This is a genomic window from Sphingomonas phyllosphaerae (assembly GCF_036946485.1).
Classification (GTDB): Bacteria; Pseudomonadota; Alphaproteobacteria; order Sphingomonadales; family Sphingomonadaceae; genus Sphingomonas; species Sphingomonas phyllosphaerae_E.
The window spans coordinates 531954-553360 of sequence record NZ_JAQIJA010000001.1 but is presented as its reverse complement, the minus strand read 5'-3'; the positions used below and the strand labels follow the sequence as shown (position 1 = coordinate 553360).

Genomic DNA, 21407 nt, shown 5'->3' with positions numbered 1-21407 from the left:
GAGGAGCGTGCCAAATGCATCTATTCGGCGGAAATATCATCTTATCCCTATGAAAATAGGTCATTTTCTACCCAGTCGGTGGCGCACTGACATAGCTGCATAGGAGCGATCTACGATCGACAGAGATCGCCTTTTATCCTATTGTATCGCTACGCGCCCAACCATTGTCATAGGCTTCCTCGGTTCAACCCTTGATGCGAGCAAGTTCGGCCCGTCGCGCTGGTCGAAGTGGCGGCCGACGGTCGGCCTGACGATGCACGAAGACCTACGCGTCGATCGGCTCGTGCTGCTGCACGGGACCCAGCATCAGCGGCTCGCCCACTATGTGGCGGAGGACATCGCCTCCGTGTCGCCAGAAACGCTGGTCGAGCCGCACGTTCTTGATTTCGCCGATCCGTGGGATTTCGAGGAGGTGTACGGCAAGCTGCTCGACTTCGCGCGCGCCTATCCCTTCGATCCGGAGGCCGAGGATTACCTCGTCCACATCACCACCGGGACGCACGTCGCGCAGATCTGTCTGTTCCTGCTGAGCGAGGCGCATTATCTTCCCGGTCGCCTGCTCCAGACGCAGCCGAGCCGGGGCAGCGGCAGTGCAGCAGGTCGCTGGAACGCGATCGACCTCGACCTGTCGCGCTATGACAGCATAGCCACGCGTTTCGCCGCGGACAGCGCCGAAAGTACCAGCTTCCTCAAATCGGGTATCGACACCCGCAACGGCGCCTTCAACGCAATGATCGACGAGATTGAGCAGGTCGCGATCCGCAGCCGCGCGCCGCTGCTGCTGATGGGACCGACCGGCGCGGGAAAAAGCCAGCTTGCGCGGCGTATTTATGAATTGAAGCGGCTCAAGCGACAGGTGAAAGGCCTGCTGGTCGAGGTCAATTGCGCGACCCTGAAGGGTGACGGCGCTATGTCTGCGCTGTTCGGCCATCGCAAGGGCGCGTTCACCGGCGCGGCCGCCGATCGTGCGGGCCTGCTGCGCACCGCCGACACCGGCGTCCTGTTCCTCGACGAGATCGGTGAGCTTGGCCTCGACGAACAGGCAATGATCCTGCGCGCGATCGAGGACAAACGCTTCCTGCCGGTCGGTGCCGACCGGGAAGTGGAAAGTGACTTCCAGCTGATCGCAGGCACCAATCGCGATCTTGCCGCTTGTGTGGCGGACGGCACCTTTCGCGACGACCTCTATGCGCGCCTCAACCTTTGGACCTTCGCCCTCCCCGGCCTCGCCGAACGGCGGGAGGATATCGCACCCAATCTCGACTATGAGCTCGACCGCCATGCCGAGCGCGAGGGCGACCGCATCACTTTCAATAAGGAGGCGCGCGACCGCTACCTGAGTTTTGCGACGAGCGCGGAGGCGCGCTGGCCCGGTAATTTTCGCGACCTCGCCGCCAGCGTGACTCGGATGGCGACGTTCAGCCCGGCCGGGAGGATCAATCTCGACTGCGTCACCGCCGAGATCGCACGCCTGCGGCGGCTGTGGCGACGCGGAAAAGCGGAAGCGGACGCCTTGTCGACGCTGATGACCGCCGAGCAGCGGGACGCGCTCGATCCATTTGACCGTGTTCAACTGGCGCATGTCATCGAAACCTGCCGTGCCAGTCGTTCGCTGTCCGACGCCGGTCGCACCCTGTTTGCCGCCTCCCGTCGCCAGCGTACCTCGACCAACGACGCCGATCGCCTGCGCAAATATCTCGCCCGATTCGATCTGAGCTGGGCGGACGTTTCCGGCTGAAACCTGCACCTCACAGCCCTCGATCTTTCCCGGCTTGCGGAATTTAACGGGCTTCGTCGGGCAGGTAGCGGCTGTAGAGCCAGCCGACGCCGATCAGGCTGAAGCCGAGTGCGGCGAAGGACGCGATGCGCGCGAGGCCGTCGAGGCCGGCGGCATCGAACAGGAACACCTTCATCACCGCGCCCAGCATCAGCGCCAGACTGGCCAATCGCCAGTCGCGGGCGTGGCGGACGATGCCGACGCACAGGAACGTGCCCGCCAGCACCAGCGCCAGGATCGAACGCGCGATCTGCTCATCCGCACCGGTGCCGGTCCAGAGCGGCATCGGCGCATGACTGACCTGACGCAACAGCGTGAAGGCGGCGACGACGATCAGCAGCATCAGCGCACCATCACGCTGTCGGACGGCGGCGGGCAGCAGGCGCGGCGCCGCCCAGAGCAGCCCGCCGGCGGTTGCATAGGAGAGCGTCAGCCATGGCCCTGCCTGTTGCGCCTCGATCAGCGGATTGAGCACGATCCCCGTGAACCACAGGCCATGCGCCAGCGCGGCCGCGCCAAGGGCGATGGCGGCGCGCTCACGTCCCCATTTCCAGGCCACGACCGCGGCGATCGCCAGCAGCCCCTCCCACAGCGCCCGCTCCATCATCGAGCGAGCCAGAAACGCCGCATGGCTGTCGATCCCGATCGCCCGCATCAGCGCGACATGCCCCGCCACCATCAGCAGCACACCCGCGCCGATGGCGGCGCCGCGCCGAACGGCACGCGGGAAGGGCAGGAGCGATAGCGCGACCAGCACCGCCCCACCCGGCAGCGCCAATCGCAGGAGGGCGCTACCCAGGCTCGGCCAGGCGTCGACGGGCACGAAGGCGCCGGTAGCGGCAACCATGGCCGCGGATCCAAACGCCAGCAGCGGTGCGATGGTCCAGCCCGTGGCGATGGCACCGGCCGCCAGCGCGGCTGGTTGAACGGCCGCATGACGCGAAACAGCAAGCGCAAACAGCATGGCGACGGGTATGAGCGGCAATACGCTCTCCGGCATGACCTGCGCGATCGCGCCATAGCCGAGCAACACCGCTGCCGGCTCCATCGTCGTCGCGCGCGCCCCCGTCGCGCGGATCGCCAGACCCAGCCCCGCCGCGGCGGGCACGATCCACGCAGCGAACTGCCCGCTTCCCGCCGCGCCGAAAAGCCGGCCCATGCCCTCATCGACGCCCAGAAACGCAATCGTCGCGGCACCGAAGGTCCAAGCGGACCGCTCGATCCGCCGGTCCCCGGCCAGATCGGCGAGCGTCATCATTGCAGCGCACAGCAGGGCCGCCGCCGACGCCCATCCCGCGAAGGGCAGCACTTGCGCCGCGGCCAGCGCCAGCGAAACCGCCGCCGTGATCGCCAGCGTCGCAAAGCGAGCATCGTCGGCCCGACCGGACACGCGCCATCCCCGCGCCGCCACGCCCGCCGCCAGCATCGCACCGATCGCGGCAGCAATACCGGCATGATCGAAGCGCAAGGCCGGCAGCACGCCGCATGCAGCCGCGACCGCCGCCACCATGGGCGCGTCGACCGGCCGGGCATCGTTTCGCCATACGCGCAGGGCAGCGGGAACCGCGTGGATGGCGACCAGCGCCGTCAGCAGCGCCGCCATCTCCGCGACGGTCGGTGCTGGCCAGGCGACGCCGAGCAGGATCGCCACGGTCAGCGCCAGTGCCGGAAGGTCGGCGAACAACGGCTCCCGTCGCGACAGCCACAGGATCGCCAGCGAGATCAACCCGAACAAGCCCCAGTCAAGCGGCGCGAACCCGCCCAGCGCGACCAGCGCGGCCAACTGCGCGCAGCCGAGTACGGCCGCCGCCACCCGCAGGAGCGCGGCACGGTCTCCGGCCAGCAGCAGCGGCAGCGCGATAGCGAGCGCCAACGTGTAGAAACCGATCGACAGCGCCGCTGCCAGATCGAGCCCCCCGCCAAGGATCAGCAGCGCCCCCCAGCCGAAGCCCCCGGCCAGCGCCAGCGCACCCAGCCACCACCAGCGCTGCTGACGGCCCAGCGCACACAGCCCGCCGACGGTCAGCGCCAGATACAGCGTCAGCAGCGGCACGTTCGGCTCACCGGCACCGACCAATGCCGGTGCCGCCAGACCGCCCGCCAGCCCGAGCAGCGCGCTTGGTGCACCGAAGCGCAGCGCCAGCGCGCCGGCCAACACCGTTACCACTGCCATCGCGACGAAGGCCGTGCCCGGCCCGATCAGGTCGTAAAGATGCGTCGCCGCCAGCGTCACCGCATAAAGCGTGGCAATGCCCGCGCCCGCCAGTGACTGGCGAACCCGCGGATCACGCACCACCGCATCGCGACGCATGGCCACTTCCGCGCCACCGATCAGTCCGGCGCCGAAGATCAACCCGAACATCACCCGCACCCACGGCGAGAGGAGGCCGGCCTCAATCGAGTAGCGGACGACCAGCACCCCCGCGACCGCCAGCGTCAGCCCGCCCGCCCAGATCGGCAGCCGCCGCCCGAACACATCCTCGAAGCGCGATGAAGGTGGTGGTGCCTGGGACGCTGCCTGCTCTGCAACGTCTGCCTCCTGTGGCGAGTCGACGAACGGCGCTGGCGACAAGACCGCCGGTTCGGCAGTCGGCTCCGACAGGCGATAGGCGGCATGATCCACATCGGGGAACGGCTCAGGCGGAACATAGGCGGTGGGTGGCGCCTCCACCGCTTCGGGGATCGACGGGGTCGTGAACCATGCCTCCAGCATTTCGACGCGCTCGCGCAGCCGCTGCACCTCCTGCCACACCAGCCCAAGAGCCACGCACCCGATGATCAACAGCAGCAGCGACATCGCCGACCTCCTCGATTCGCCGACACGCTATCATAAATAAAGCAGTGCTCAATATATAAATTGGACAATGCTCAATTATAGGTCTATCGCCGCTCCATGGGACGTCGATCCGATCACAGCCGCGCCGAGCTTGAGGAGCTGATCCTTTCGACAGGGTCGGCGCTGATTGCGGAGTCCGGCCTTGGCGGATTTTCCGCGCGCGAGGTGGCGCGACGGATCGATTACTCGATCGGCACGATCCACAACGTCTTCGGCACGGCCGACCGTCTGATTGCCGCCATCAACACACGCAGTTTCGCCGCTTGGGCGAAATCGCTGCGCGAACGGCTGGATGCCGCCGGACCGGACGGCGATCGCATCGCGGCGCTGGTCGACGGCTATTTCGGGTTCGCGCGTGAACATCCGCATCTCTGGACCGCGATTTTCGACCACCGCCTGCCCCCCGACAGCGGACTGACCGAGGCCGACGAAACCGGTCGCAGCCTGCTGACCCACATCGTCGTCGAGGAGATCGCACATGCTGTCGGTGGCGACGTCGACGATAGTCTCGCCACTCTCGCGCGTTCCCTGATCGCGACGGTCCATGGCCACTGCGCCTTTGCGATCAGCGGTGCGTGGGCTTTGATGGGCGAAGCGGCGCCGGAAGCGGCGGCTCTGGCACGCGTGAGGGAGGCACTCGCCGCCCGATCGGCGCGCTGATTTTTCCTACTGGACGGCGGTCAAACGTGCGGCTCGGCCGTCCTGGCCGAAGGTCATCGAACAGCCAACGCTGCGCGCCACCGCCCGGGAGGTTGCTGGAAGGCTGAGGCGTAGGTGAAAGGCTTGAGCGATGACTTGAATAGCACTCTGGCTGGGGCGGCAGGATTCGAACCTGCGAATGCCGGTACCAAAAACCGGTGCCTTACCGCTTGGCGACGCCCCAACGAGCCGCGCGCCTTAGACCGGCGCGCGGGAAAGCTCAACCGATACGATGCAACCAGCCGTGCGAATCCTCCGCCCGCCCGCGCTGGATCGCGCTCAGGCGCTCGAGGAAGTGCGCGGTCAGTTGGCCGGTGCCGCCGCTGCCGATCGTGAACTCATAGTCCGGCCCCGCGACGCGGCCGATCGGCGTCACCACCGCCGCCGTGCCGCACGCGAAACTCTCCACCAGCCGGCCGCTCGCCGCATCGGCGCGCCACTCTTCGATCGCATAGGGCTCTTCCTGCACGACAAGCCCCTGGTCGCGCGCGATTTGCAGGATCGAATCGCGGGTGATGCCCGGCAGGATCGTCCCCGTCAGCGGCGGGGTGCGCAGCGAACCATCCTCGAACACGAAGAAGATGTTCATGCCGCCGAGTTCCTCGATCCAGCGCCGCTCCGCCGCGTCGAGGAACACCACCTGGTCGTAACCGCGACGAATCGCCTCCTGCTGCGCGATCAGGCTGGTGGCATAATTGCCGCCGCACTTGGCCGCGCCGGTGCCGCCCGGTGCCGCGCGCGTATAATCGTGGCTTACCCACAAGGACACGGCGCGCGCGCCGCCCTTCCAATAGGCGCCAACCGAGGACGCGAGGACCATATAAAGATATTCGGCCGACGGCTTCACGCCCAGGAACGCTTCCGAGGCGATCATGAAGGGGCGCAGGTATAGCGATCCTCCCTCGACCGTCGGCATCCACTCACGCTCGGTCAGCACCAGTTGCTCGACCGATTCGAGGAACAGTTCCTCGGGCAGGTCGGGCATCGCCATCCGCCGTGCGGAGGCGTTGAAGCGGCGCGCATTGGCCTCGGGCCGGAACAGCGCCAGCCCGCCATCCTCCAGCCGATACGCCTTCAGCCCCTCGAAAATCTCCTGCGCGTAGTGGAGCACCGACGATGCCGGATCCATGGTGAGCGGCACGCGCTGGCTGATGCGACCGTCGTGCCATCCGCGACCTTCGGAATAATGCAGCACCACCATGTGATCGGTGAACACGCGACCGAAACCGGGATCGACCAGCCGCGCCGCGCGATCGCTGGCGGAAACGGGGGACGGATGCGGTTCGAACGCGAAGTTCACGGGATGTGGCCTCCAAGGATCACTGAGGGCGCGGAACGACAACTCGCCGCGCCGGGGTTGCGGTGGCCTAGGGCGGATGGCAAAGCCGGTCAACATGGCTGCCCCAACCCACTCCGCCTCGCCGCTTTTCCTTCGCGAAACCGAGATTCGTCGTGGGCTTGAGCTGCTGTACTTCGGCAACGCCCATATCACGCGTTCGATCGACCGCGGCCTGGCAAAACAGGGGCTGGGCCGCGCGCACCACCGCGCGCTGTATTTCATCGCGCGAAAGCCCGACATGCCGGTCAGCGACCTGCTGGCATTGCTGGCGATCACCAAACAATCGCTGGGGCGCGTGCTCAACGAACTGATGGAGCGCGGGCTTGTCGAGACGCGCGCCGGCGATCGCGACCGCCGCCAGCGGCTGCTGCGGCTGACGCCGGAGGGCGTGGCGCTGGAAGGCAGCCTGTACGAGGCGCTGCGCGAGAAGCTCTCCGCCGCCTATTCGCGCGCCGGTCAGGGCGCGGTGACCGGCTTCTGGGCGGTGCTGGAGGGATTGATCCCCGACGACGAGATCGCGCGCGTCGAGGGATTGCGCGGCTAGATTCGTCATTGCGACCGTAGCGGCGAGCTTCAAACCCAACCCGTTCGCACCGAGCTTGTCGAAGACCGCGACCTACCCCTTCGCCATCTCCGCGCCGCGCCGCGCCGAGGCGGCAAGCGTGCGCTCCAGCAACGCGACAAGCCCCTCGCCCTCATCCAGCACGTTCAGCCCCGCGCGGGTCATCCCACCGGGGCTCGCCACCGCATCGGCCAGCGCTGACGGTGTGCGATCGCTCGCCGCCACCATCGCCGCCGCGCCCTCCACGGTCGCCAGCGCGACCGCGGCGGCCTGCTGCGGATCGAGCCCGATCGCTTCTCCACCGGCCGCCATCGCATCGACGAAGCGGAACAGGAACGCCGGTCCACACCCGGACAGCGTACCTGCCGCGGCGAAACGCGCCGGATCGTCGAACCATTCGATCAACCCGAGCGGCGCCATCAGCCGGTCGACCGTCGCGCGTGCCGCCGCCGGGGCGGCAGGCGCATGGATCGCGACCACGCCGCGCCCCAGTTCGACGGGCAGGTTCGGCATCGTCTGGATCGCAACCGGCCCCGGAAACGCCGCCGACAGCCGCGCCGGATCAGGACCGGCGAGCATCGACACGAGCAGCGGCGCCGCGCGCACCCGCTCGCGATGGACGGCGGCGACGTCGTCGAGTTGCTGCGGCTTGATCCCCAGCACGACGACGTCGGGCGGCGGGCCGTCCGGCAGCGCGCGCGCCTGTCGCACGTCACCGGGCAGCTTCCGGTCAGCGCGGTTCACGACATCGACGTCGCCCGCCGCCACCACGCCGCTCTCCAGCCAGCGCCGCAACATCGCCGAGGCCATGTTGCCGCAACCGATCATCCACAATCGCATCGCGGGTTCAGGCCTCGCCCTGCGTTTCGACCATCGCCGCGGCGATCGCCTCCGCCGGAGACTTGCCGCCCCACAGCACGAACTGGAAGACCGGATAGAAGCGCTCGCACTCGTCGATCGCCGAGTCGATCAGCAATTCGGCGGTCGCCAGCGACATCGTCGCCTCGCCCTCGCGCGTCTCGATCGCGGTGGCGCAGCGATACAGCAGGATGCCGCTCGACGACCACATCTCGAAATGGCCCAGCCACAGCTGCTCGTTGATCAGGCCGAGCGTCTCGTAGATCTTGCCGCGCCGCCCTTCCGCGACCTTCACGTCGGGAAAGGCGAGCAGTTGCACGACGCCATCCTCCTCGCGCCACAGCGCGCGGAGTTCATATTCGGTCCAGCTTCCCTTCACCGTCGCGGTGATCTCGTCCTCGTTCCGCTCGCACGGCCAACCGTGCGCGAGGAAATAGGATTCGAGCATGTCGAGCGGCGCTTCGGGTTCGGAGAATTGGTCGGCTTCGTCGAGCATCACGATCTTATCGCACGACCGCCGTCGCACGTCATCCTCGGCATCATGGTCGGCAACCGATCCGTCAGGCGGCAGGCCGCTCGGCCAGCGCGGCTTCCAGCTTCTCGATGCGCGCGCGCAATGCGTCATTCTCGTCACGCGCCGCCACGGCCATCGCCTTCACCGCCTCGAACTCGTCGCGCGCGATGAAATCCAGCCCGCCGATCCACTCGCGCGCACGCGCCCGTGCATTGGCTTCCGCCTCGCGGCCCATGCCGGCGATCGTACCGGCGGCGCCGTTGAACAGCTTGGCGACGTCACCGAACAGATGGTTTTCGGATTGCATGGCGAATCGTCCTGCGAGAGCAATAGGGTCAACGAAACACTTGGGACGCCACGGGCGCTTGCACAACCCGTTCCGCATCCGGATTGAGCTGCCCGATCTGCCAGTTGAGCGCGCCGGCCACGCACAGCCAGGCCATATAGGGCACCATCAACCATGCGGCGACGCGGCGGATCTGCGCGAAGACGAAGGTGGTGAGGATCGACAGCCCCAGAATCGCGACGATCAACAGAAAGGCGGCGTCGACGCGGTGCGCGCCGAAAAACAGCGGCGTCCAGGCGAGATTGCCCGCCAGCTGTGCGACGAACAGCGCGATCCCCAGCCCGCGCAGCCGCGCGCCCCGCGCGCTGACCACCAGCGCCAGCGCCAGTCCCAGCATGACGTAGAGCAGCGACCAGACGACCGGAAACGCCCAACCGGGCGGGGTCAATTCCGGCTTGGCGAGCGCCGCATACCAGCCATTCTGATCCCCCGACGGGACCGTCCGGCCCGACAGGAAGCCGAGCAGCAGCACCGCCGGGACCGCCACCGCCGCATGGCGCAGGAACGACATCCGCAATTGTTCTCTCGACGCCACCTCGCCCATGCTCGCTCCCTCGGCCACCATCATCTACCCAGATCTGCAGCAAAGCGCCGACGGGCGTGACGGTTTCATCCGCGCCGCGCCGCCAGCAGGAATTCGACATTGCCCTCCGGTCCGGTGATCGGACTTTCGACCACACCCTCGACCTGCCAGCCCTTGGCGGCGAACCATGCCGAGACCTCGTCGCACACGCGGGCATGGATCGTCGGATCGCGCACCACCCCGCCCTTCCCGACCTCCGTGCGGCCAGCCTCGAACTGCGGCTTGACCAGCACCAGCGCGCGGCCGCCCGGGCGAACGAACTGCAACGGCACGTCGAGCACCTTCGACAAACTGATGAAGCTCGCATCGCAAACAACCAGGTCGATCGGCTCGGGGACATGCGCCGGAGTCAGGATGCGCGCGCTGGTCTGTTCGTGGACGATCACGCGATCGTCCTGCCGCAGCTTCCACGCCAGCTGGTTGGTGCCGCTGTCCACCGCATAGACCCGCGCCGCGCCGCGGGTGAGCAGCACATCGGTGAAGCCGCCGGTCGAGGACCCCACGTCGATCGCGACGTCGCCGGTCACGTCCCAGCCGAAATAATCCAGCCCATGCGCCAACTTGATCCCGCCGCGCGACACCCATGGATGGTCGCGGCCGCGCACATCCAGTTGCGTATCGAACGCCACCGGCTGGCCGGGCTTCTCGATCTTGCGGTCGCCGGCGAAGACCAGCCCGGCCATCACCAGCGCCTGCGCCCGGGTGCGCGACTCGGCCAAGCCACGATCGACGAGCAATTGGTCGATCCGTTGTTTGCGCGGTGCTGCCATCCATATCGCTATCGCGCGGGCGATGGCGCGCCGCAAGCCGCGCAACGCTCCATCGCGGCAAGCGCTCGCCCCATGCGATTTGCTGCGCTGCACGATTGCCGATCAAGTTAATAGGGATTACGTATCGGGACAGAGGCCGCGGTCTGCCCGACCCCTAGACTGCGCCGCGGCCTCGCCGAGCTGCGAACAGGAGGTACGTCGTGGGACATGCCAACTATGATCTTTCGGTACAGCCGACCGTGCTGACCGTCCCTGGGCTCGGTGGATCGGGCCCGGCACATTGGCAGACGTTGTGGGAGCGGAGCCGCCCGGATACGTCGCGAATCGAGCTGGGCATGTGGGATCGCCCGCATCGCAACAGCTGGGTGACGAAGATCGATCAGGCGGTCGCCTCGGCGCGCGCACCGGTGATCCTCGTCGGCCACAGCCTGGGGTGTATCGCAATCGCCTGGTGGGCGTCGATGAGCCCGCAGCCCTATGGCTGGCCCGTGGCGGGCGCCTTGCTCGTCGCGCCTGCCGACGTCGATCGCCCCGGCGTGGCGGCGGAACTGGCGCCCTTCGCCCCGACGCCGAAGCTGGCGCTACCCTTCCCCTCAATCCTCGTCGCCTCGACCGACGATCCATGGGTGTCGGTCGAACGCGCGCACAGCCTTGCGGTCGACTGGGGCAGCCACTTCATCGATTATGGCGCGCATGGCCACATCAACGCCGCCAGCGGGTTGGGACAATGGCCGGAGGGGCTGGAACTGCTCGACCGCGTCATCGCCGCGGCGGGCGGCCCCCATGGCGAGGTCCGCTCGCCCGGCGACGCCCGCGCGATCCTGTCGCGCGGGACCGCCGACGAGCGTCGCCCGCACGCCTGACGGGCCCAGCCGAACCGCCATGACCAGCTCGTCGCCCCGGGCTCGACCCGGGGCCCCGCTTTCTTCCCGGTACTTCAGATTGAAGCGGGGCCCCGGATCAAGTCCGGGGCGACGGTAAGAACTCAGCGCGTCAGCGCCGCGACCCCCGGCAGTTCGCGACCTTCCATCCATTCCAGGAACGCACCGCCGGCAGTTGAGACGAAGGTGAAGGAATCGCTCGCACCGGCTTGATTCAGCGCAGCGACCGTGTCGCCGCCGCCGGCCACCGACACCAGCCCGCCTTCCTTGGTCAGCGCCGCCGCGGTCCGCGCCAGCGCGACGGTCGCGGTATCGAACGGCGGCGTCTCGAACGCGCCGAGCGGCCCGTTCCACACCAGCGTCCGGCAATTCTTGAGCACGTCGCCCAGCGACTCGGTCGCCGCCGGGCCGACGTCGAGAATCATCTCGTCTGCGGCAACTTCGTGAACATTGACGGTCCGCGTCGCCGGGTTCGGCTTGAACTCTTTCGCGACCACAACGTCATACGGCAGGTGGATCGTGCAGCCCGCCGCCTCGGCAGCGTCGAAGATTTCGTCGGCGGTGCCGGTCAGCTCATGCTCGCACAGGCTCTTGCCCACATCCACGCCGCGCGCCGCGAGGAAGGTGTTGGCCATCCCGCCGCCGATGATCAGGTGATCGACGCGCGTGACCAGATGCTTGAGCACCGCCAGCTTGGTCGAGACCTTCGCGCCCCCGACCACCGCGGCGACCGGATGCTCGGGCTTGCCGAGCGCCTTTTCGAGCGCGTCCAGCTCCGCCTCCATCGCGCGACCGGCGAACGCGGGCAGCTTGTGCGCCAGCCCCTCGGTCGAGGCGTGCGCGCGGTGCGCCGCGGAGAAGGCGTCGTTGACGTACAGGTCGCCGAGCGCCGCGAACCGCTCGACCACCGCCGGATCGTTCTTCTCTTCGCCGCCGAAGAAGCGCGTGTTCTCCAGCACGCCGATGTCGCCAGGCTGGAGCGTCGCGATCGCATCGGCCGCGCCCTCCCAGTCGATGTAGCGCACCGGGCGACCGAGCACCGCCTCATAGGGTTTGACGATCTGCGCCAGCGACAATTCGGGCGAGGGAACGCCCTTCGGCCGGCCGAAATGCGCCAGCACCAGCACGATCGCGCCCTTGTCGGCCAGTTCGGCGACCGTTGCGACCGTGGCGCGCAGCCGCGTGTCGTCGCTGACCTGCCCGTCGTGGAGCGGTACGTTCAAATCCTCGCGCACCAGCACGCGCTTGCCGGTGACGTCGCCGATATCGTCGAGCGTCCGGAACGACTTGGTCATGCTTCCTCCATCCTGATCTCGTCGCCGACCGCGATCCGGCCGCCGCTTATCACCATCGCGCACGCGCCGCCGCGCCAGTCGGGCGTCATCGCGGCACGCAGCCCTTCGGCCAGCGCTTCCATCCGCTCGCACGGATCGCATTCGCGCGTAATTTCGAGCACGACCTCGGCGCCGATCCGCACGCGCACGCCGGCGGTCTGCGGCAGATCGAACCCGTCGACCAGCAGGTTGGCGCGACGCTCTTCCCAGCCGATCGTATGCCCGACCTCGTTCATCGCCGCCGTCCAGTCGCCGCGCTCGATCAGCGTGACCTGCCGCTTGTAGGGCTTGCCGCGCATCGCGCCGCGAAAGTCACCATGGATGCCGCCCTCCACGGTGACCTCGACATGGTCGACCAGCTCCATCGGCGCGCGCGACCTGGCGTGTCGCGCGATCCCGAGCAACACCCCCGCCATCGCGCGCCTCCCGCCGTCAGCCGAGCTTCGCCATCGCCGACGCGGTGTCGACCATGCGGTTCGAGAAGCCCCATTCATTGTCGTACCAGCTGACCACGCGCACCAGCTTGCCGTCGAGCACCGCGGTCTCCAGGCTGTCGACCGTCGACGAATAGGGCGTGTGGACGATGTCGATTGACACCAACGGCTCGTCGGAGAAGTGCAGCACGCCCTTCATCGGGCCCTCCGCCGCCGCCTTGAGCAGCGCGTTGACCTCGTCCTTGGTCGTCTCGCGGCCCGGCATGAAGGTCAGGTCGACCAGGCTGCCGTCCGGCACCGGCACGCGCACCGCCGAGCCGTCCAGCTTGCCCTTCAGCTCCGGCAGCACCTCGCCGACCGCGCGCGCCGCACCGGTGGTGGTCGGGATCATGCTCATCGCCGCCGCACGGGCGCGACGCAGGTCCGGGTGGATCTGGTCAAGGATCTTCTGGTCGTTGGTATAGGCGTGGATCGTGGTCATCAGGCCGCGCTCGATCCCGATCGCATCGTTCAGCACCTTGGCGACGGGCGCGAGGCAATTGGTGGTGCACGACGCGTTCGAGACGATCGTGTGACCCGCCTCCAGCTTGTCGTCGTTGACGCCGTAGACGACGGTGATGTCGACGCCCTTGGCCGGCGCGGAGATCAGCACCTTCTTCGCCCCCGCATCGATATGCTTCTGCGCGCTGGCGCGGTCGGTGAAGAAGCCGGTGCATTCCAGCACGATGTCGACGCCCAGCTCCTTGTGCGGCAGGTTGGCGGGATCGCGCTCGGCGGTGACGCGGATGCGCTTGCCGTCGATCACCATGTCCTGCCCGTCCGCCTCGACGGTGCCGGCGTACTTGCCGTGGACGCTGTCGCGGCTGAACAGCCACGCATTGGACTTGGTGTCGGCCAGATCGTTGATCGCCACCAGCTCCAGCTCGCTGCCGCGCTCCAGCAGGGCGCGCGCCACCAGCCGGCCGATGCGCCCGAAGCCGTTGATCGCAACCTTCGTCATCGTCAGTCCTCCGCCAATTCCGTCCAGATGCGGCGGCTTTTGCGCAGGTGGATGCGCACCCGTCAACCGCCCCGCTGCAGCGACCGTCCGGCGCGCAAGCTACTTGTCGCGCCGCGCGCGCGATCCTATCGCTTTGCCGCTATGGACAATCCCGCGATCGCCCGGCTGGACGCCGCCATCACCCGCGTCGAAAACGCGATCGCCGCCCGCCGCGCGGCCGACGCGTTGCTGGAGCGGCGACACGCCACGCTGAAGGCGACGATGGCGCAGGCCGTCGCGGCACTCGACACGATCATCGCCAACACTGCCGAGCCGGAGGTGAAGGGCTGATGGCGATCGTAACGCTGCGTATCGGCGACACGAATTACGACCTCGCCTGCCGCGACGGCGGCGAGGCACGGCTTCAGGAAGCCGCCGCGCTGATCGACGAACGCTGGGAAATGGCGCGCCGCGCCGCCGGGGCGGGCGGCACCAACCGCCAGATGCTGCTCGCCGCGCTGATGGTCGCCGACGCGCTGATCGACGCCCGCAACGCCCCGCCGCCCGAGACGCCGGAGGGCGTCGCGCTGGATGCCTTGTCCGAACGGCTCGAATCGATCGCCGCGGCCCTTGAGCAAACGCTGCCGAGCGCCTAGGTTGGCGGTGGCGGGTTCTGCCCGGTACGAGCCTAGAGAAATCCCTGAGGCTATTCATCATCCATGGGGGTTGTCCCTGCCCGGGTCCTGGCCCGACGCACATGATCCCCACCTGACGTACTGGGCGTCAGTGGATAATCCGGCAAACGACCATGGCGGTCCCGCCACCCGCCTTTCGGTGCTTTCATGAGCGACAAGACCAGCTTGCGCGCCATCGCGCGCGCCGCGCGTGCCGCCTTCGTCGCCGCGCCGCACGCCCCGATCCGGGTGGATGAGCAATTCGTGGCGCTACTGGCGCCGGGGATGATCGTGGCGAGCTATGTGCCGATCGGTGGCGAGGCCGATCCCGCACCGCTGGAGCAGGCTGCGCTGGACGCCGGGTGCACGCTTGCCTTGCCGCATGTCGTGGACCGGGCGACGCCATTGTCTTTCCTGCGATGGACGCCGGGCGGCACCTTGCAGAGCGGCCCTTTCGGGTTGCGCCAGCCGACGCATGACGGCGCGCCGGTCGCACCCGACGTGGTGCTGACGCCGCTGGTCGCCTTCGACCGCGCGCTCAACCGCCTCGGCCAGGGTGCCGGCCATTACGATCGCGCATTCGCGGCCTTCCCCGCTGCGCGGCGGATCGGGGTGGCGTGGAGCGTTCAGATGATCGACGGACTGACTGCCGACCCATGGGACGTGCCGCTGCACGCGGTTGCAACCGAACAGGAATGGATCACCGCATGACACCTTCATGGCGCAAGCCCGCCGGGATGCTCATCATCCTGCTGCTGATCCTGGTGTGGTGCGTCGCCGTCGCGTCGCTTTCGGCGACGATCGGCCGCTGGCACGGCTCGGTGCAGCTGCTGTTCTACGTGGTGACCGGGATCATCTGGATCGCACCGCTGAAGCCGTTGCTCCGCTGGATGGAGACAGGTCGCTGGCGCTGAGTTTTCGGCCACGATGAAGTGGCGCGAGTGACGGGGCTCGAACCCGCGACCTCCGGCGTGACAGGCCGGCGCTCTAACCAACTGAGCTACACCCGCATTCCATCGACGTCACATGGATCGACAGGCATCGCACCCGCACAACCGCATGTTTCGCGTCATCCCGCAACGACGATACGCCAGTCCCGACAGGGATGGCGCGAGTGACGGGGCTCGAACCCGCGACCTCCGGCGTGACAGGCCGGCGCTCTAACCAACTGAGCTACACCCGCTTGTAGAAGCGTGAGGCGCGCCAACTAGGCGGCACGCCCCACCCTGTCAACGACTATCGGCGACTTTTTCGACGACGGCGACCTGCTCCTCCTGACCGCGCATCAGCGTGCCGTCCTCGAACAGGAAACCGGCAATGTCAGGGCGGCCAGCGGCAGACAGGATTGTCTGGGCGATGATGAGGATCGGCACCGCCAGCAACGCGCCGACCGTGCCCCACACCCAGCCCCAGAAGCTGATCGAAATGAGGATCATGACCGGATTGATGGTCAGACGATGCCCGACGATCAGCGGCGTCACGACATTCGCCTCGATCAGATGCGCGCCATACATGATCGCGGGCGCCGAAAGCGCGGTCCACACGTCGGAAAAGGTCATCAACCCGCCGATCGCGAGCAGCAGCGCCGCGACGACTGGCCCGAAATAGGGCACATAGTTGAGCAGGGTGACGATCCCGCCCCACATCAGCGGGAACGGCATTCCGAGCAGATGGAGCGCGCCCGCGACCACCGCCCCCAGCGCGATGTTGATGATCGTGATCGTGCCGAGATACGAGGACACCGCGTCCACCATCTCCTGCAACACGCGCGCGGTCGTCATCGCGCCGCCGAAGCTGGCGCGCCCGGTGATCATCCTCTCGCGCATCCGCGTCCAGCCGGACAGGAAGAAGAAAGCGACGAGGATCGCATAGAAGGTCTGAACGATGACCGCCGGCGCCGAGGTCGCGGCCAGTTCGACGATCGAACTGGGCGGCGCCACCGCGGCGCTCGCCGACGGCTTGACCGGGGTGGTCGCGATCTGGCGCAGCGTGCGGTTGGCGTAGCGTTCGAGGCTGGAATAAAGATCGAGGATCGGGGCGAGGTTCGCCTGGATCCGGTGGATGCGGCTGGGCAGCAGCCGGAAGAACTCGGTTGCAGGCACGACGATCGCAGCCAGCGCGACATTGGCGATCACCAGAAACAGGATCACGCAGAGCAGCGCCGCGATCGGCGACGGCAGCCGCCGCCGCTCCAGCCATTCGAGCAGCGGGATCAGCGCCAGCGACACGACCAGCGCGATCGCGGTCGGCATGAAAAATTCCGCGCCCGCCTGCAACGCGAACGGCAGCCCCAACATCAGTCCGATCCCGGCGGTCAGGGTCAGCCCGGCGAGCAGGCGATCGCGGCGCAGCGGCGGGTCGATCCCCGCCGCAGTGGGTGCCGGGATGAAGGGCTCGGCGGGCAGAGACGGATCGGACATATCCGTCACCTACGGCCATTTACCATCCGCGGCCAAGCGCCTTCGCGCGGAACTCACTCGTCGCGTTGCCAGACACCGGTCTCGAGATAGAGATAGTCGGGATCGAACTCCCCGAGCCGCGCCAGCCGGTCGTGATCGGTGATGCGGACGACACCGCGTGCGAACTCGGCCATCCCGCCCTCGCGCAGGCGCCGCAACATGCGATTGACGTGCACGCTGGTGAGGCCAAGCGCCTCGCCCAAATCCTGCTGGGTCAGGGCGAAATCGAACGCGCCGCCGTCTGCCGCCCCGACCGCATGTAGCCGGTGATAGGTTTCGAGCAAGAAATGCGCGAGCCGTCCCGCGGCGTCGAGCCGTCCGATGCGGAAAATCCATTCCCGGTGCAGTGCGGCGTCGAGCAGGGTCGAGCGCCAGAGCAGCCGCGCGAGATGCGGGTGGTCGATCAGGATCTTGTCGATGCGCGCATGGGGGATGATCGCGACACGCGCCTCGGTCAGCGTGCCGACATCGTGATCGAGCCGGCGCAGCGGGTAACCGTGCAGATCGACGAAATCACCGGTCAGTTGCAGGGCCACGAGCTGCCGGAAACCGTCGCGTGCGTCCATGTAGCGGCACATCACGCCGTCCAGGAGCAGCGTGCTATACGACACTGCCTCACCGCGGCGGGTGACGATCCGGCGCGCCGGCAATTGCTCGACCCGTTCGACCGCACTTTCGAGCACGTCCTTTTCGGTCTCGGTCAATCCGGCGCGGCCACGCCCGCGTAGAAAGTCCTTCGTCACGCGCATCAAGCTGCCGTCCCCGTTCGTCTCTTTTCGAGCAGCAGGATTAGGCGCGGAAACGTCACAGGGACAAGCCCGACCCGAATGCCCCTGATCGCGCCGGATTATATCGCACGATCGTCGTGACGGTCCGCAGAAGGCCGATTGCGTTTCTCTCCGTCAACGCGATAGACAGAAGGTCCATTCGAAATAACGGTATGCCCGAACGCAGGAGAGTCGCCGATCATGACGTCGCAGAGCATCGAACAGTCGGGACCCATCCGTATCGAGCGGGACGGCGACATCCTCCAGATTACCAGCGATTCGCCGCCCGTGAACGCGCTGGGCGCGGCAGTGCGCGACGGTCTGGAGGCCGCGGTGAAGGCCGGTGTCGCGGATTCGAGCATCGCCGCGATCGTGCTCCGCTGCGACGGGCGCACCTTCTTCGCGGGCGCCGACATCAGCGAATTCGGCAAGCCCCTGCAGGGCATTCCGCTACCGACGCTGGTCGACATGATCGAGGCGAGCCCCAAGCCGGTCGTCGCGGCGATCCACGGCACCGCGCTGGGCGGCGGGTGCGAGGTGGCGCTCGGCTGTCATTACCGGGTCGCGGTGCCATCGGCGAAGCTGGGCACCCCCGAGGTGAAGCTGGGGCTGCTGCCCGGCGCTGGCGGGACGCAGCGGCTGCCGCGGCTCGTCGGGGTCAAAGCCGCGCTGGAGATGATCGTGCTCGGCAATCCGGTGTCGGCGAAGGCCGCGGCGGAGATGGGATTGGTCGATAAGGTAGTCGGTGAGGACACGCTGGCCGCCGATGCGATCGCCTTCGCGCGCGAGGTCGCGGGCAAGCGCCCGATCCCGCGCGTCCGCGACCGCATCGTCGCGCCCGACTCGGCAGCGGTCGAGGCGTTCCGCAAGACGCATGGCCGCAAGCTGCGCGGGTTCGATGCGCCCGAGGCATGCATCACCTGCGTCGTCGCCGCCACCGAACAGCCGTTCGAGGACGGGCTGGCGGTCGAGCGCGAACAGTTCATGGCGCTGATGAACGGCACGCAATCGGCGGCGCAACGGCACCTGTTCTTCGCCGAGCGCAAGGCCGCGAAGATCGACGACATCGATCCGGCCACCCCGCTGCGCGTTATCAGCCGCGTCGGGGTGATCGGCGCGGGGACGATGGGCGGCGGGATCGCGATGAACTTCCTGTCGGCGGGCGTGCCGGTGACGATCGTCGAGATGCAGCAGGAGGCGCTCGATCGCGGCACCGGGGTGATGCGGCGCAATTACGAGGCGAGCGCCGCCAAGGGCCGGCTGCCCGCCGATGCGCCCGGCAAGGCGATGGGATTGCTCTCCCCCACCCTGTCGCTCGACGATCTCGGCGACTGCGACCTGATCATCGAGGCGGTCTATGAGGACATGACGGTCAAGAAGGACATCTTCACGAAACTGGATGCGATCGCCAAGCCGGGCGCGATCCTCGCGAGCAACACCAGCTATCTCAATATCGACGAGATCGCCGCGGTGACGAAGCGCCCCGGCGACGTGCTGGGGATGCACTTCTTCTCGCCGGCTAATGTCATGAAGTTGCTGGAGGTGGTGCGCGGCAGGCAGACCGCGCCCGACGTGCTGGCGACGGTGATGGCGCTCGCCAAGAAGATCCGCAAGGTCGCGGTGGTCGCGGGCGTGTGCGACGGGTTCATCGGCAACCGGATGCTGATGCCGCGGCAGGTCGAGGCCAACAAGCTGTTGATGGAAGGCGCGACCCCCGAGCAGATCGACCGCGTGCACGTCGCGTTCGGGATGCCGATGGGGCCGTTCCAGATGGCCGACCTCGCCGGGGTCGATATCGGCTGGCACCGTGACCCGACCCGGATCGAGAACATCCGCGACGCGCTCGCCGCCGAGGGGCGCTGGGGACAGAAGAAGGGTGCGGGCTTCTACGATTACGACGAGAAGCGAAACCCGACCCCGTCGCCGCGCGTGGCCGCGATCATCGATGACTTCCGCGCCAAGGAAGGCGCGACCCCGCGCGCGATCAGCGACGAGGAGATCGTCGCGCGCACGCTCTACACGATGGTCAATGAGGGCGCGCTGATCCTCGAGGAAGGCATGGCGCAGCGCGCGTCGGATATCGATGTTGTGTGGGTCTACGGCTACGGCTGGCCGGTCTATCGCGGCGGCCCGATGTTCTGGGCGCAGAGCGAGGGCGCCGACAAGGTCGTCGCCGGGCTGGAGCGCTACGGATTTCCGGTCGCCAAGGGCCTGAAGACCGGGGAGGCGTTCAAGTGAGCGATCTCGACACCTTTCGCGAAGAGACCCGCGTGTGGCTGGAGGCGAACTGCCCGCCCGAGATGCGCGCGCCGATCGTGTCCGAGAAGGACGTGGTGTGGGGCGGGCGGGACCAATCGCGGCTGACCGCGCCGCAGAAGCTGTGGCTCGACCGGATGGCGGCGCGCGGCTGGACGGTGCCCGACTGGCCGAAGGAGTATGGCGGCGGCGGGCTGAGCGCGGCGGAAACCAAGGTGCTGCGCGAGGAAATGGCGCGGATCAAGGCGCGCAATCCGCTCAACAGCTTCGGGATTTCGATGCTCGGGCCGGCGCTGCTGAAATACGGGACCGAGGCGCAGAAGCTGGAGCATCTGCCCAAGATCGCGCGCGGCGAGATCCGCTGGTGTCAGGGCTATTCGGAGCCCAATGCGGGATCCGACCTCGCGAGCCTCGCGACCAGCGCCGAGGATGCCGGCGACCATTTCGTCGTCAACGGGCAGAAGGTATGGACCAGCTATGCCGATCAGGCCGACTGGATCTTCTGTCTGGTGCGCACCGACAAGACGACGAAGCAGGGCGGGATCAGCTTCGTGCTGTTCGACATGGCGTCGCCCGGCGTCTCGACCAGGCCGATCCTGCTGATCAGCGGCTATTCGCCGTTCTGCGAGACGTTCTTCGACGATGTGAAGGTGCCCAAGGCCAATCTGGTCGGCGAACTGAACAAGGGCTGGGACGTCGCGAAATACCTGCTCGGGCATGAGCGCGAGATGATCTCGGGCATGGGGCTGTCGGGCGGGGGCGATGCTTTGGTCGAGGGGGCGCTGGCGACGGTCGGCGTGGATGCGGAGGGGCGGTTGGCCGATCCCTTGTTGCGCGCGCAGATCGCGTTGTACGAGGTGCGCGCGCTGGCGTTCGCGGCGCAGAGCGAGCGGTTCATCGACGAATTGAAGGCCGGACAGGCGCATCCTGCGCAGCCGAGCATGATGAAATATTACGGCACCGAGCTGAACAAGGCGCGCCACGAACTGGCGATGGCGGCGGGCGGGTCGGAAGCGGCCGAATGGGAGAGCGAGCGCTCGGGCGGCGGGCGCGCGGCGCGGGCGTGGCTGCGGACCAAGGCGAACTCGATCGAGGGCGGAACGAGCGAGATCCAGCTCAACATCGTGGCGAAGCGGATTTTGGAATTGCCGGGGTGATCGCGCGGACGGTCGGGCGAAATGCCGTCGGCCCTGCCTGCGCACGGGCGACGGTGGAGGTGGCGCGGTCGATCCTGATGGATACGTCATGCGCATTTCCTTCGTCGCCCCGGACTTGATCCGGGGTCCCGCTTCTTTTCAGCCGCACCGACGAAGGAAGAAGCGGGATCCCGGATCAAGTC

General features: G+C 67.6%; 22 protein-coding genes and 3 tRNA genes. 10 read left to right on the top strand and 15 right to left on the bottom strand.

Annotated features, from left to right (window positions below; genetic code table 11):
* The first annotated feature begins 115 nt into the window (after positions 1 to 115).
* A complete protein-coding gene (rtcR, locus tag PGN16_RS02460; protein WP_335308373.1) occupies positions 116 to 1738 on the top strand; it encodes an RNA repair transcriptional activator RtcR in 1623 nt (540 codons plus the stop codon).
* A 43-nt stretch (positions 1739 to 1781) separates the two neighbouring features.
* Here rtcR and PGN16_RS02455 read toward each other — a convergent pair whose 3' ends face one another.
* Positions 1782 to 4574 (bottom strand): DUF2339 domain-containing protein, encoded by a 2793-nt coding sequence (locus PGN16_RS02455; RefSeq protein WP_335307818.1) that lies wholly within the window; start codon positions 4572 to 4574, stop codon positions 1782 to 1784.
* Positions 4575 to 4670: 96 nt separating this feature from the next.
* Between PGN16_RS02455 and PGN16_RS02450 the strand changes: the two genes are divergently transcribed.
* Positions 4671 to 5273 (top strand): TetR/AcrR family transcriptional regulator, encoded by a 603-nt coding sequence (locus tag PGN16_RS02450; RefSeq protein ID WP_335307817.1) that lies wholly within the window; start codon positions 4671 to 4673, stop codon positions 5271 to 5273.
* A gap of 148 nt (positions 5274 to 5421) precedes the next feature.
* On the opposite strand, the gene PGN16_RS02445 is transcribed toward PGN16_RS02450, so the two are convergent.
* Positions 5422 to 5496 (bottom strand) — tRNA-Gln (locus PGN16_RS02445).
* 36 nt (positions 5497 to 5532) lie between these two features.
* Positions 5533 to 6612 carry a branched-chain amino acid aminotransferase gene (locus PGN16_RS02440; RefSeq protein WP_335307816.1) on the bottom strand — a complete coding sequence of 360 codons (1080 nt, stop codon included), beginning with the start codon at positions 6610 to 6612 and terminating at the stop codon, positions 5533 to 5535.
* Between the two features lie 94 nt (positions 6613 to 6706).
* On the opposite strand from PGN16_RS02440, the gene PGN16_RS02435 reads away from it, so the two are divergent.
* Positions 6707 to 7195, top strand: a complete 489-nt coding sequence (locus PGN16_RS02435; RefSeq protein ID WP_335307815.1) for a MarR family transcriptional regulator — start codon at positions 6707 to 6709, stop codon at positions 7193 to 7195.
* A gap of 72 nt (positions 7196 to 7267) precedes the next feature.
* Here PGN16_RS02435 and PGN16_RS02430 read toward each other — a convergent pair whose 3' ends face one another.
* From PGN16_RS02430 to PGN16_RS02410, 5 genes are all read right to left on the bottom strand, one after another.
* Positions 7268 to 8041 carry a pyrroline-5-carboxylate reductase family protein gene (locus tag PGN16_RS02430; RefSeq protein WP_335308372.1) on the bottom strand — a complete coding sequence of 258 codons (774 nt, stop codon included), beginning with the start codon at positions 8039 to 8041 and terminating at the stop codon, positions 7268 to 7270.
* A 19-nt stretch (positions 8042 to 8060) separates the two neighbouring features.
* Entirely contained in the window at positions 8061 to 8567 is a 507-nt protein-coding gene (locus PGN16_RS02425; RefSeq protein ID WP_335307814.1) for a YbjN domain-containing protein, read from the bottom strand.
* Between the two features lie 64 nt (positions 8568 to 8631).
* Positions 8632 to 8892, bottom strand: coding sequence for an accessory factor UbiK family protein (locus PGN16_RS02420; protein ID WP_335307813.1), 261 nt, complete (start codon positions 8890 to 8892; stop codon positions 8632 to 8634).
* A gap of 28 nt (positions 8893 to 8920) precedes the next feature.
* Entirely contained in the window at positions 8921 to 9475 is a 555-nt protein-coding gene (locus tag PGN16_RS02415) for a TspO/MBR family protein (protein WP_335308371.1), read from the bottom strand.
* Positions 9476 to 9540: 65 nt separating this feature from the next.
* Positions 9541 to 10284: a TlyA family RNA methyltransferase gene (locus tag PGN16_RS02410; protein ID WP_335307812.1), complete on the bottom strand. Its 744-nt coding sequence runs from the start codon at positions 10282 to 10284 to the stop codon at positions 9541 to 9543.
* 200 nt (positions 10285 to 10484) lie between these two features.
* Between PGN16_RS02410 and PGN16_RS02405 the strand changes: the two genes are divergently transcribed.
* Complete coding sequence (locus tag PGN16_RS02405) at positions 10485 to 11147, top strand: RBBP9/YdeN family alpha/beta hydrolase (protein WP_335307811.1); 663 nt, start codon at positions 10485 to 10487, stop codon at positions 11145 to 11147.
* 122 nt (positions 11148 to 11269) lie between these two features.
* Here PGN16_RS02405 and PGN16_RS02400 read toward each other — a convergent pair whose 3' ends face one another.
* The 3 genes from PGN16_RS02400 to gap are packed head-to-tail and all read right to left on the bottom strand — an operon-like array spanning position 11270 to position 13933.
* Positions 11270 to 12460, bottom strand: a complete 1191-nt coding sequence (locus PGN16_RS02400; protein WP_335307810.1) for a phosphoglycerate kinase — start codon at positions 12458 to 12460, stop codon at positions 11270 to 11272.
* On the bottom strand, positions 12457 to 12915 hold the full coding sequence (locus tag PGN16_RS02395) for an MOSC domain-containing protein (protein WP_335307809.1): 459 nt from the start codon (positions 12913 to 12915) through the stop codon (positions 12457 to 12459). The genes PGN16_RS02400 and PGN16_RS02395 overlap by 4 nt, the downstream gene beginning before the upstream one ends.
* A 16-nt stretch (positions 12916 to 12931) precedes the next feature.
* Positions 12932 to 13933, bottom strand: coding sequence for a type I glyceraldehyde-3-phosphate dehydrogenase (gap, locus tag PGN16_RS02390; protein WP_335307808.1), 1002 nt, complete (start codon positions 13931 to 13933; stop codon positions 12932 to 12934).
* Between the two features lie 141 nt (positions 13934 to 14074).
* Between gap and PGN16_RS02385 the strand changes: the two genes are divergently transcribed.
* The 4 genes from PGN16_RS02385 to PGN16_RS02370 all read left to right on the top strand — a co-directional run bounded on the left by PGN16_RS02385 (position 14075) and on the right by PGN16_RS02370 (position 15500).
* Positions 14075 to 14263, top strand: a complete 189-nt coding sequence (locus PGN16_RS02385; RefSeq protein WP_335307807.1) for a hypothetical protein — start codon at positions 14075 to 14077, stop codon at positions 14261 to 14263.
* The gene (locus tag PGN16_RS02380) at positions 14263 to 14568 is read left to right on the top strand and encodes a cell division protein ZapA (RefSeq protein ID WP_335307806.1); all 306 of its coding nucleotides are present in this window, start codon (positions 14263 to 14265) and stop codon (positions 14566 to 14568) included. Before PGN16_RS02385 ends, PGN16_RS02380 begins: the two co-directional genes overlap by 1 nt.
* Positions 14569 to 14754: 186 nt before the next feature.
* Complete coding sequence (locus PGN16_RS02375) at positions 14755 to 15297, top strand: 5-formyltetrahydrofolate cyclo-ligase (RefSeq protein ID WP_335307805.1); 543 nt, start codon at positions 14755 to 14757, stop codon at positions 15295 to 15297.
* Positions 15294 to 15500: a DUF2842 domain-containing protein gene (locus PGN16_RS02370; RefSeq protein WP_335307804.1), complete on the top strand. Its 207-nt coding sequence runs from the start codon at positions 15294 to 15296 to the stop codon at positions 15498 to 15500. Before PGN16_RS02375 ends, PGN16_RS02370 begins: the two co-directional genes overlap by 4 nt.
* 19 nt (positions 15501 to 15519) lie before the next feature.
* Here PGN16_RS02370 and PGN16_RS02365 read toward each other — a convergent pair.
* The 4 genes from PGN16_RS02365 to PGN16_RS02350 form a co-directional block, all read right to left on the bottom strand.
* A tRNA-Asp gene (locus tag PGN16_RS02365) sits at positions 15520 to 15596 on the bottom strand.
* Positions 15597 to 15692: 96 nt separating this feature from the next.
* Positions 15693 to 15769, bottom strand: a tRNA-Asp gene (locus PGN16_RS02360).
* 46 nt (positions 15770 to 15815) lie between these two features.
* The gene (locus PGN16_RS02355; protein WP_335307803.1) at positions 15816 to 17006 is read right to left on the bottom strand and encodes an AI-2E family transporter; all 1191 of its coding nucleotides are present in this window, start codon (positions 17004 to 17006) and stop codon (positions 15816 to 15818) included.
* Positions 17007 to 17059: 53 nt separating this feature from the next.
* Positions 17060 to 17794 carry a Crp/Fnr family transcriptional regulator gene (locus tag PGN16_RS02350; RefSeq protein WP_335307802.1) on the bottom strand — a complete coding sequence of 245 codons (735 nt, stop codon included), beginning with the start codon at positions 17792 to 17794 and terminating at the stop codon, positions 17060 to 17062.
* 219 nt (positions 17795 to 18013) lie between these two features.
* Here PGN16_RS02350 and PGN16_RS02345 point away from each other — a divergent pair, with 219 nt between their 5' ends.
* Both PGN16_RS02345 and PGN16_RS02340 read left to right on the top strand, forming a co-directional pair.
* Positions 18014 to 20050 carry a 3-hydroxyacyl-CoA dehydrogenase NAD-binding domain-containing protein gene (locus PGN16_RS02345; RefSeq protein WP_335307801.1) on the top strand — a complete coding sequence of 679 codons (2037 nt, stop codon included), beginning with the start codon at positions 18014 to 18016 and terminating at the stop codon, positions 20048 to 20050.
* Positions 20047 to 21225, top strand: coding sequence for an acyl-CoA dehydrogenase family protein (locus PGN16_RS02340; protein ID WP_335307800.1), 1179 nt, complete (start codon positions 20047 to 20049; stop codon positions 21223 to 21225). The genes PGN16_RS02345 and PGN16_RS02340 overlap by 4 nt, the downstream gene beginning before the upstream one ends.
* Positions 21226 to 21407 lie beyond the last annotated feature (182 nt).

Excerpts from the sequence above, each read along its gene's own strand:
- PGN16_RS02395 (WP_335307809.1), bottom strand. The coding sequence starts at position 12,915 with ATGGCGGGGGTGTTGCTCGGGATCGCGCGACACGCCAGGTCGCGCGCG.
- PGN16_RS02425 (WP_335307814.1), bottom strand. The coding sequence starts at position 8,567 with ATGCTCGACGAAGCCGACCAATTCTCCGAACCCGAAGCGCCGCTCGAC.
- PGN16_RS02455 (WP_335307818.1), bottom strand. The coding sequence starts at position 4,574 with ATGTCGCTGCTGCTGTTGATCATCGGGTGCGTGGCTCTTGGGCTGGTG.
- PGN16_RS02375 (WP_335307805.1), top strand. The coding sequence starts at position 14,755 with ATGAGCGACAAGACCAGCTTGCGCGCCATCGCGCGCGCCGCGCGTGCC.
- PGN16_RS02420 (WP_335307813.1), bottom strand. The coding sequence starts at position 8,892 with ATGCAATCCGAAAACCATCTGTTCGGTGACGTCGCCAAGCTGTTCAAC.
- PGN16_RS02410 (WP_335307812.1), bottom strand. The coding sequence starts at position 10,284 with ATGGCAGCACCGCGCAAACAACGGATCGACCAATTGCTCGTCGATCGT.
- PGN16_RS02345 (WP_335307801.1), top strand. The coding sequence starts at position 18,014 with ATGACGTCGCAGAGCATCGAACAGTCGGGACCCATCCGTATCGAGCGG.
- PGN16_RS02380 (WP_335307806.1), top strand. The coding sequence starts at position 14,263 with ATGGCGATCGTAACGCTGCGTATCGGCGACACGAATTACGACCTCGCC.
- gap (WP_335307808.1), bottom strand. The coding sequence starts at position 13,933 with ATGACGAAGGTTGCGATCAACGGCTTCGGGCGCATCGGCCGGCTGGTG.
- PGN16_RS02415 (WP_335308371.1), bottom strand. The coding sequence starts at position 9,475 with ATGGGCGAGGTGGCGTCGAGAGAACAATTGCGGATGTCGTTCCTGCGC.
- PGN16_RS02430 (WP_335308372.1), bottom strand. The coding sequence starts at position 8,041 with ATGATCGGTTGCGGCAACATGGCCTCGGCGATGTTGCGGCGCTGGCTG.
- PGN16_RS02350 (WP_335307802.1), bottom strand. The coding sequence starts at position 17,794 with ATGCGCGTGACGAAGGACTTTCTACGCGGGCGTGGCCGCGCCGGATTG.
- PGN16_RS02435 (WP_335307815.1), top strand. The coding sequence starts at position 6,707 with ATGGCTGCCCCAACCCACTCCGCCTCGCCGCTTTTCCTTCGCGAAACC.
- PGN16_RS02355 (WP_335307803.1), bottom strand. The coding sequence starts at position 17,006 with ATGTCCGATCCGTCTCTGCCCGCCGAGCCCTTCATCCCGGCACCCACT.
- PGN16_RS02450 (WP_335307817.1), top strand. The coding sequence starts at position 4,671 with ATGGGACGTCGATCCGATCACAGCCGCGCCGAGCTTGAGGAGCTGATC.
- PGN16_RS02385 (WP_335307807.1), top strand. The coding sequence starts at position 14,075 with ATGGACAATCCCGCGATCGCCCGGCTGGACGCCGCCATCACCCGCGTC.
- PGN16_RS02370 (WP_335307804.1), top strand. The coding sequence starts at position 15,294 with ATGACACCTTCATGGCGCAAGCCCGCCGGGATGCTCATCATCCTGCTG.
- PGN16_RS02400 (WP_335307810.1), bottom strand. The coding sequence starts at position 12,460 with ATGACCAAGTCGTTCCGGACGCTCGACGATATCGGCGACGTCACCGGC.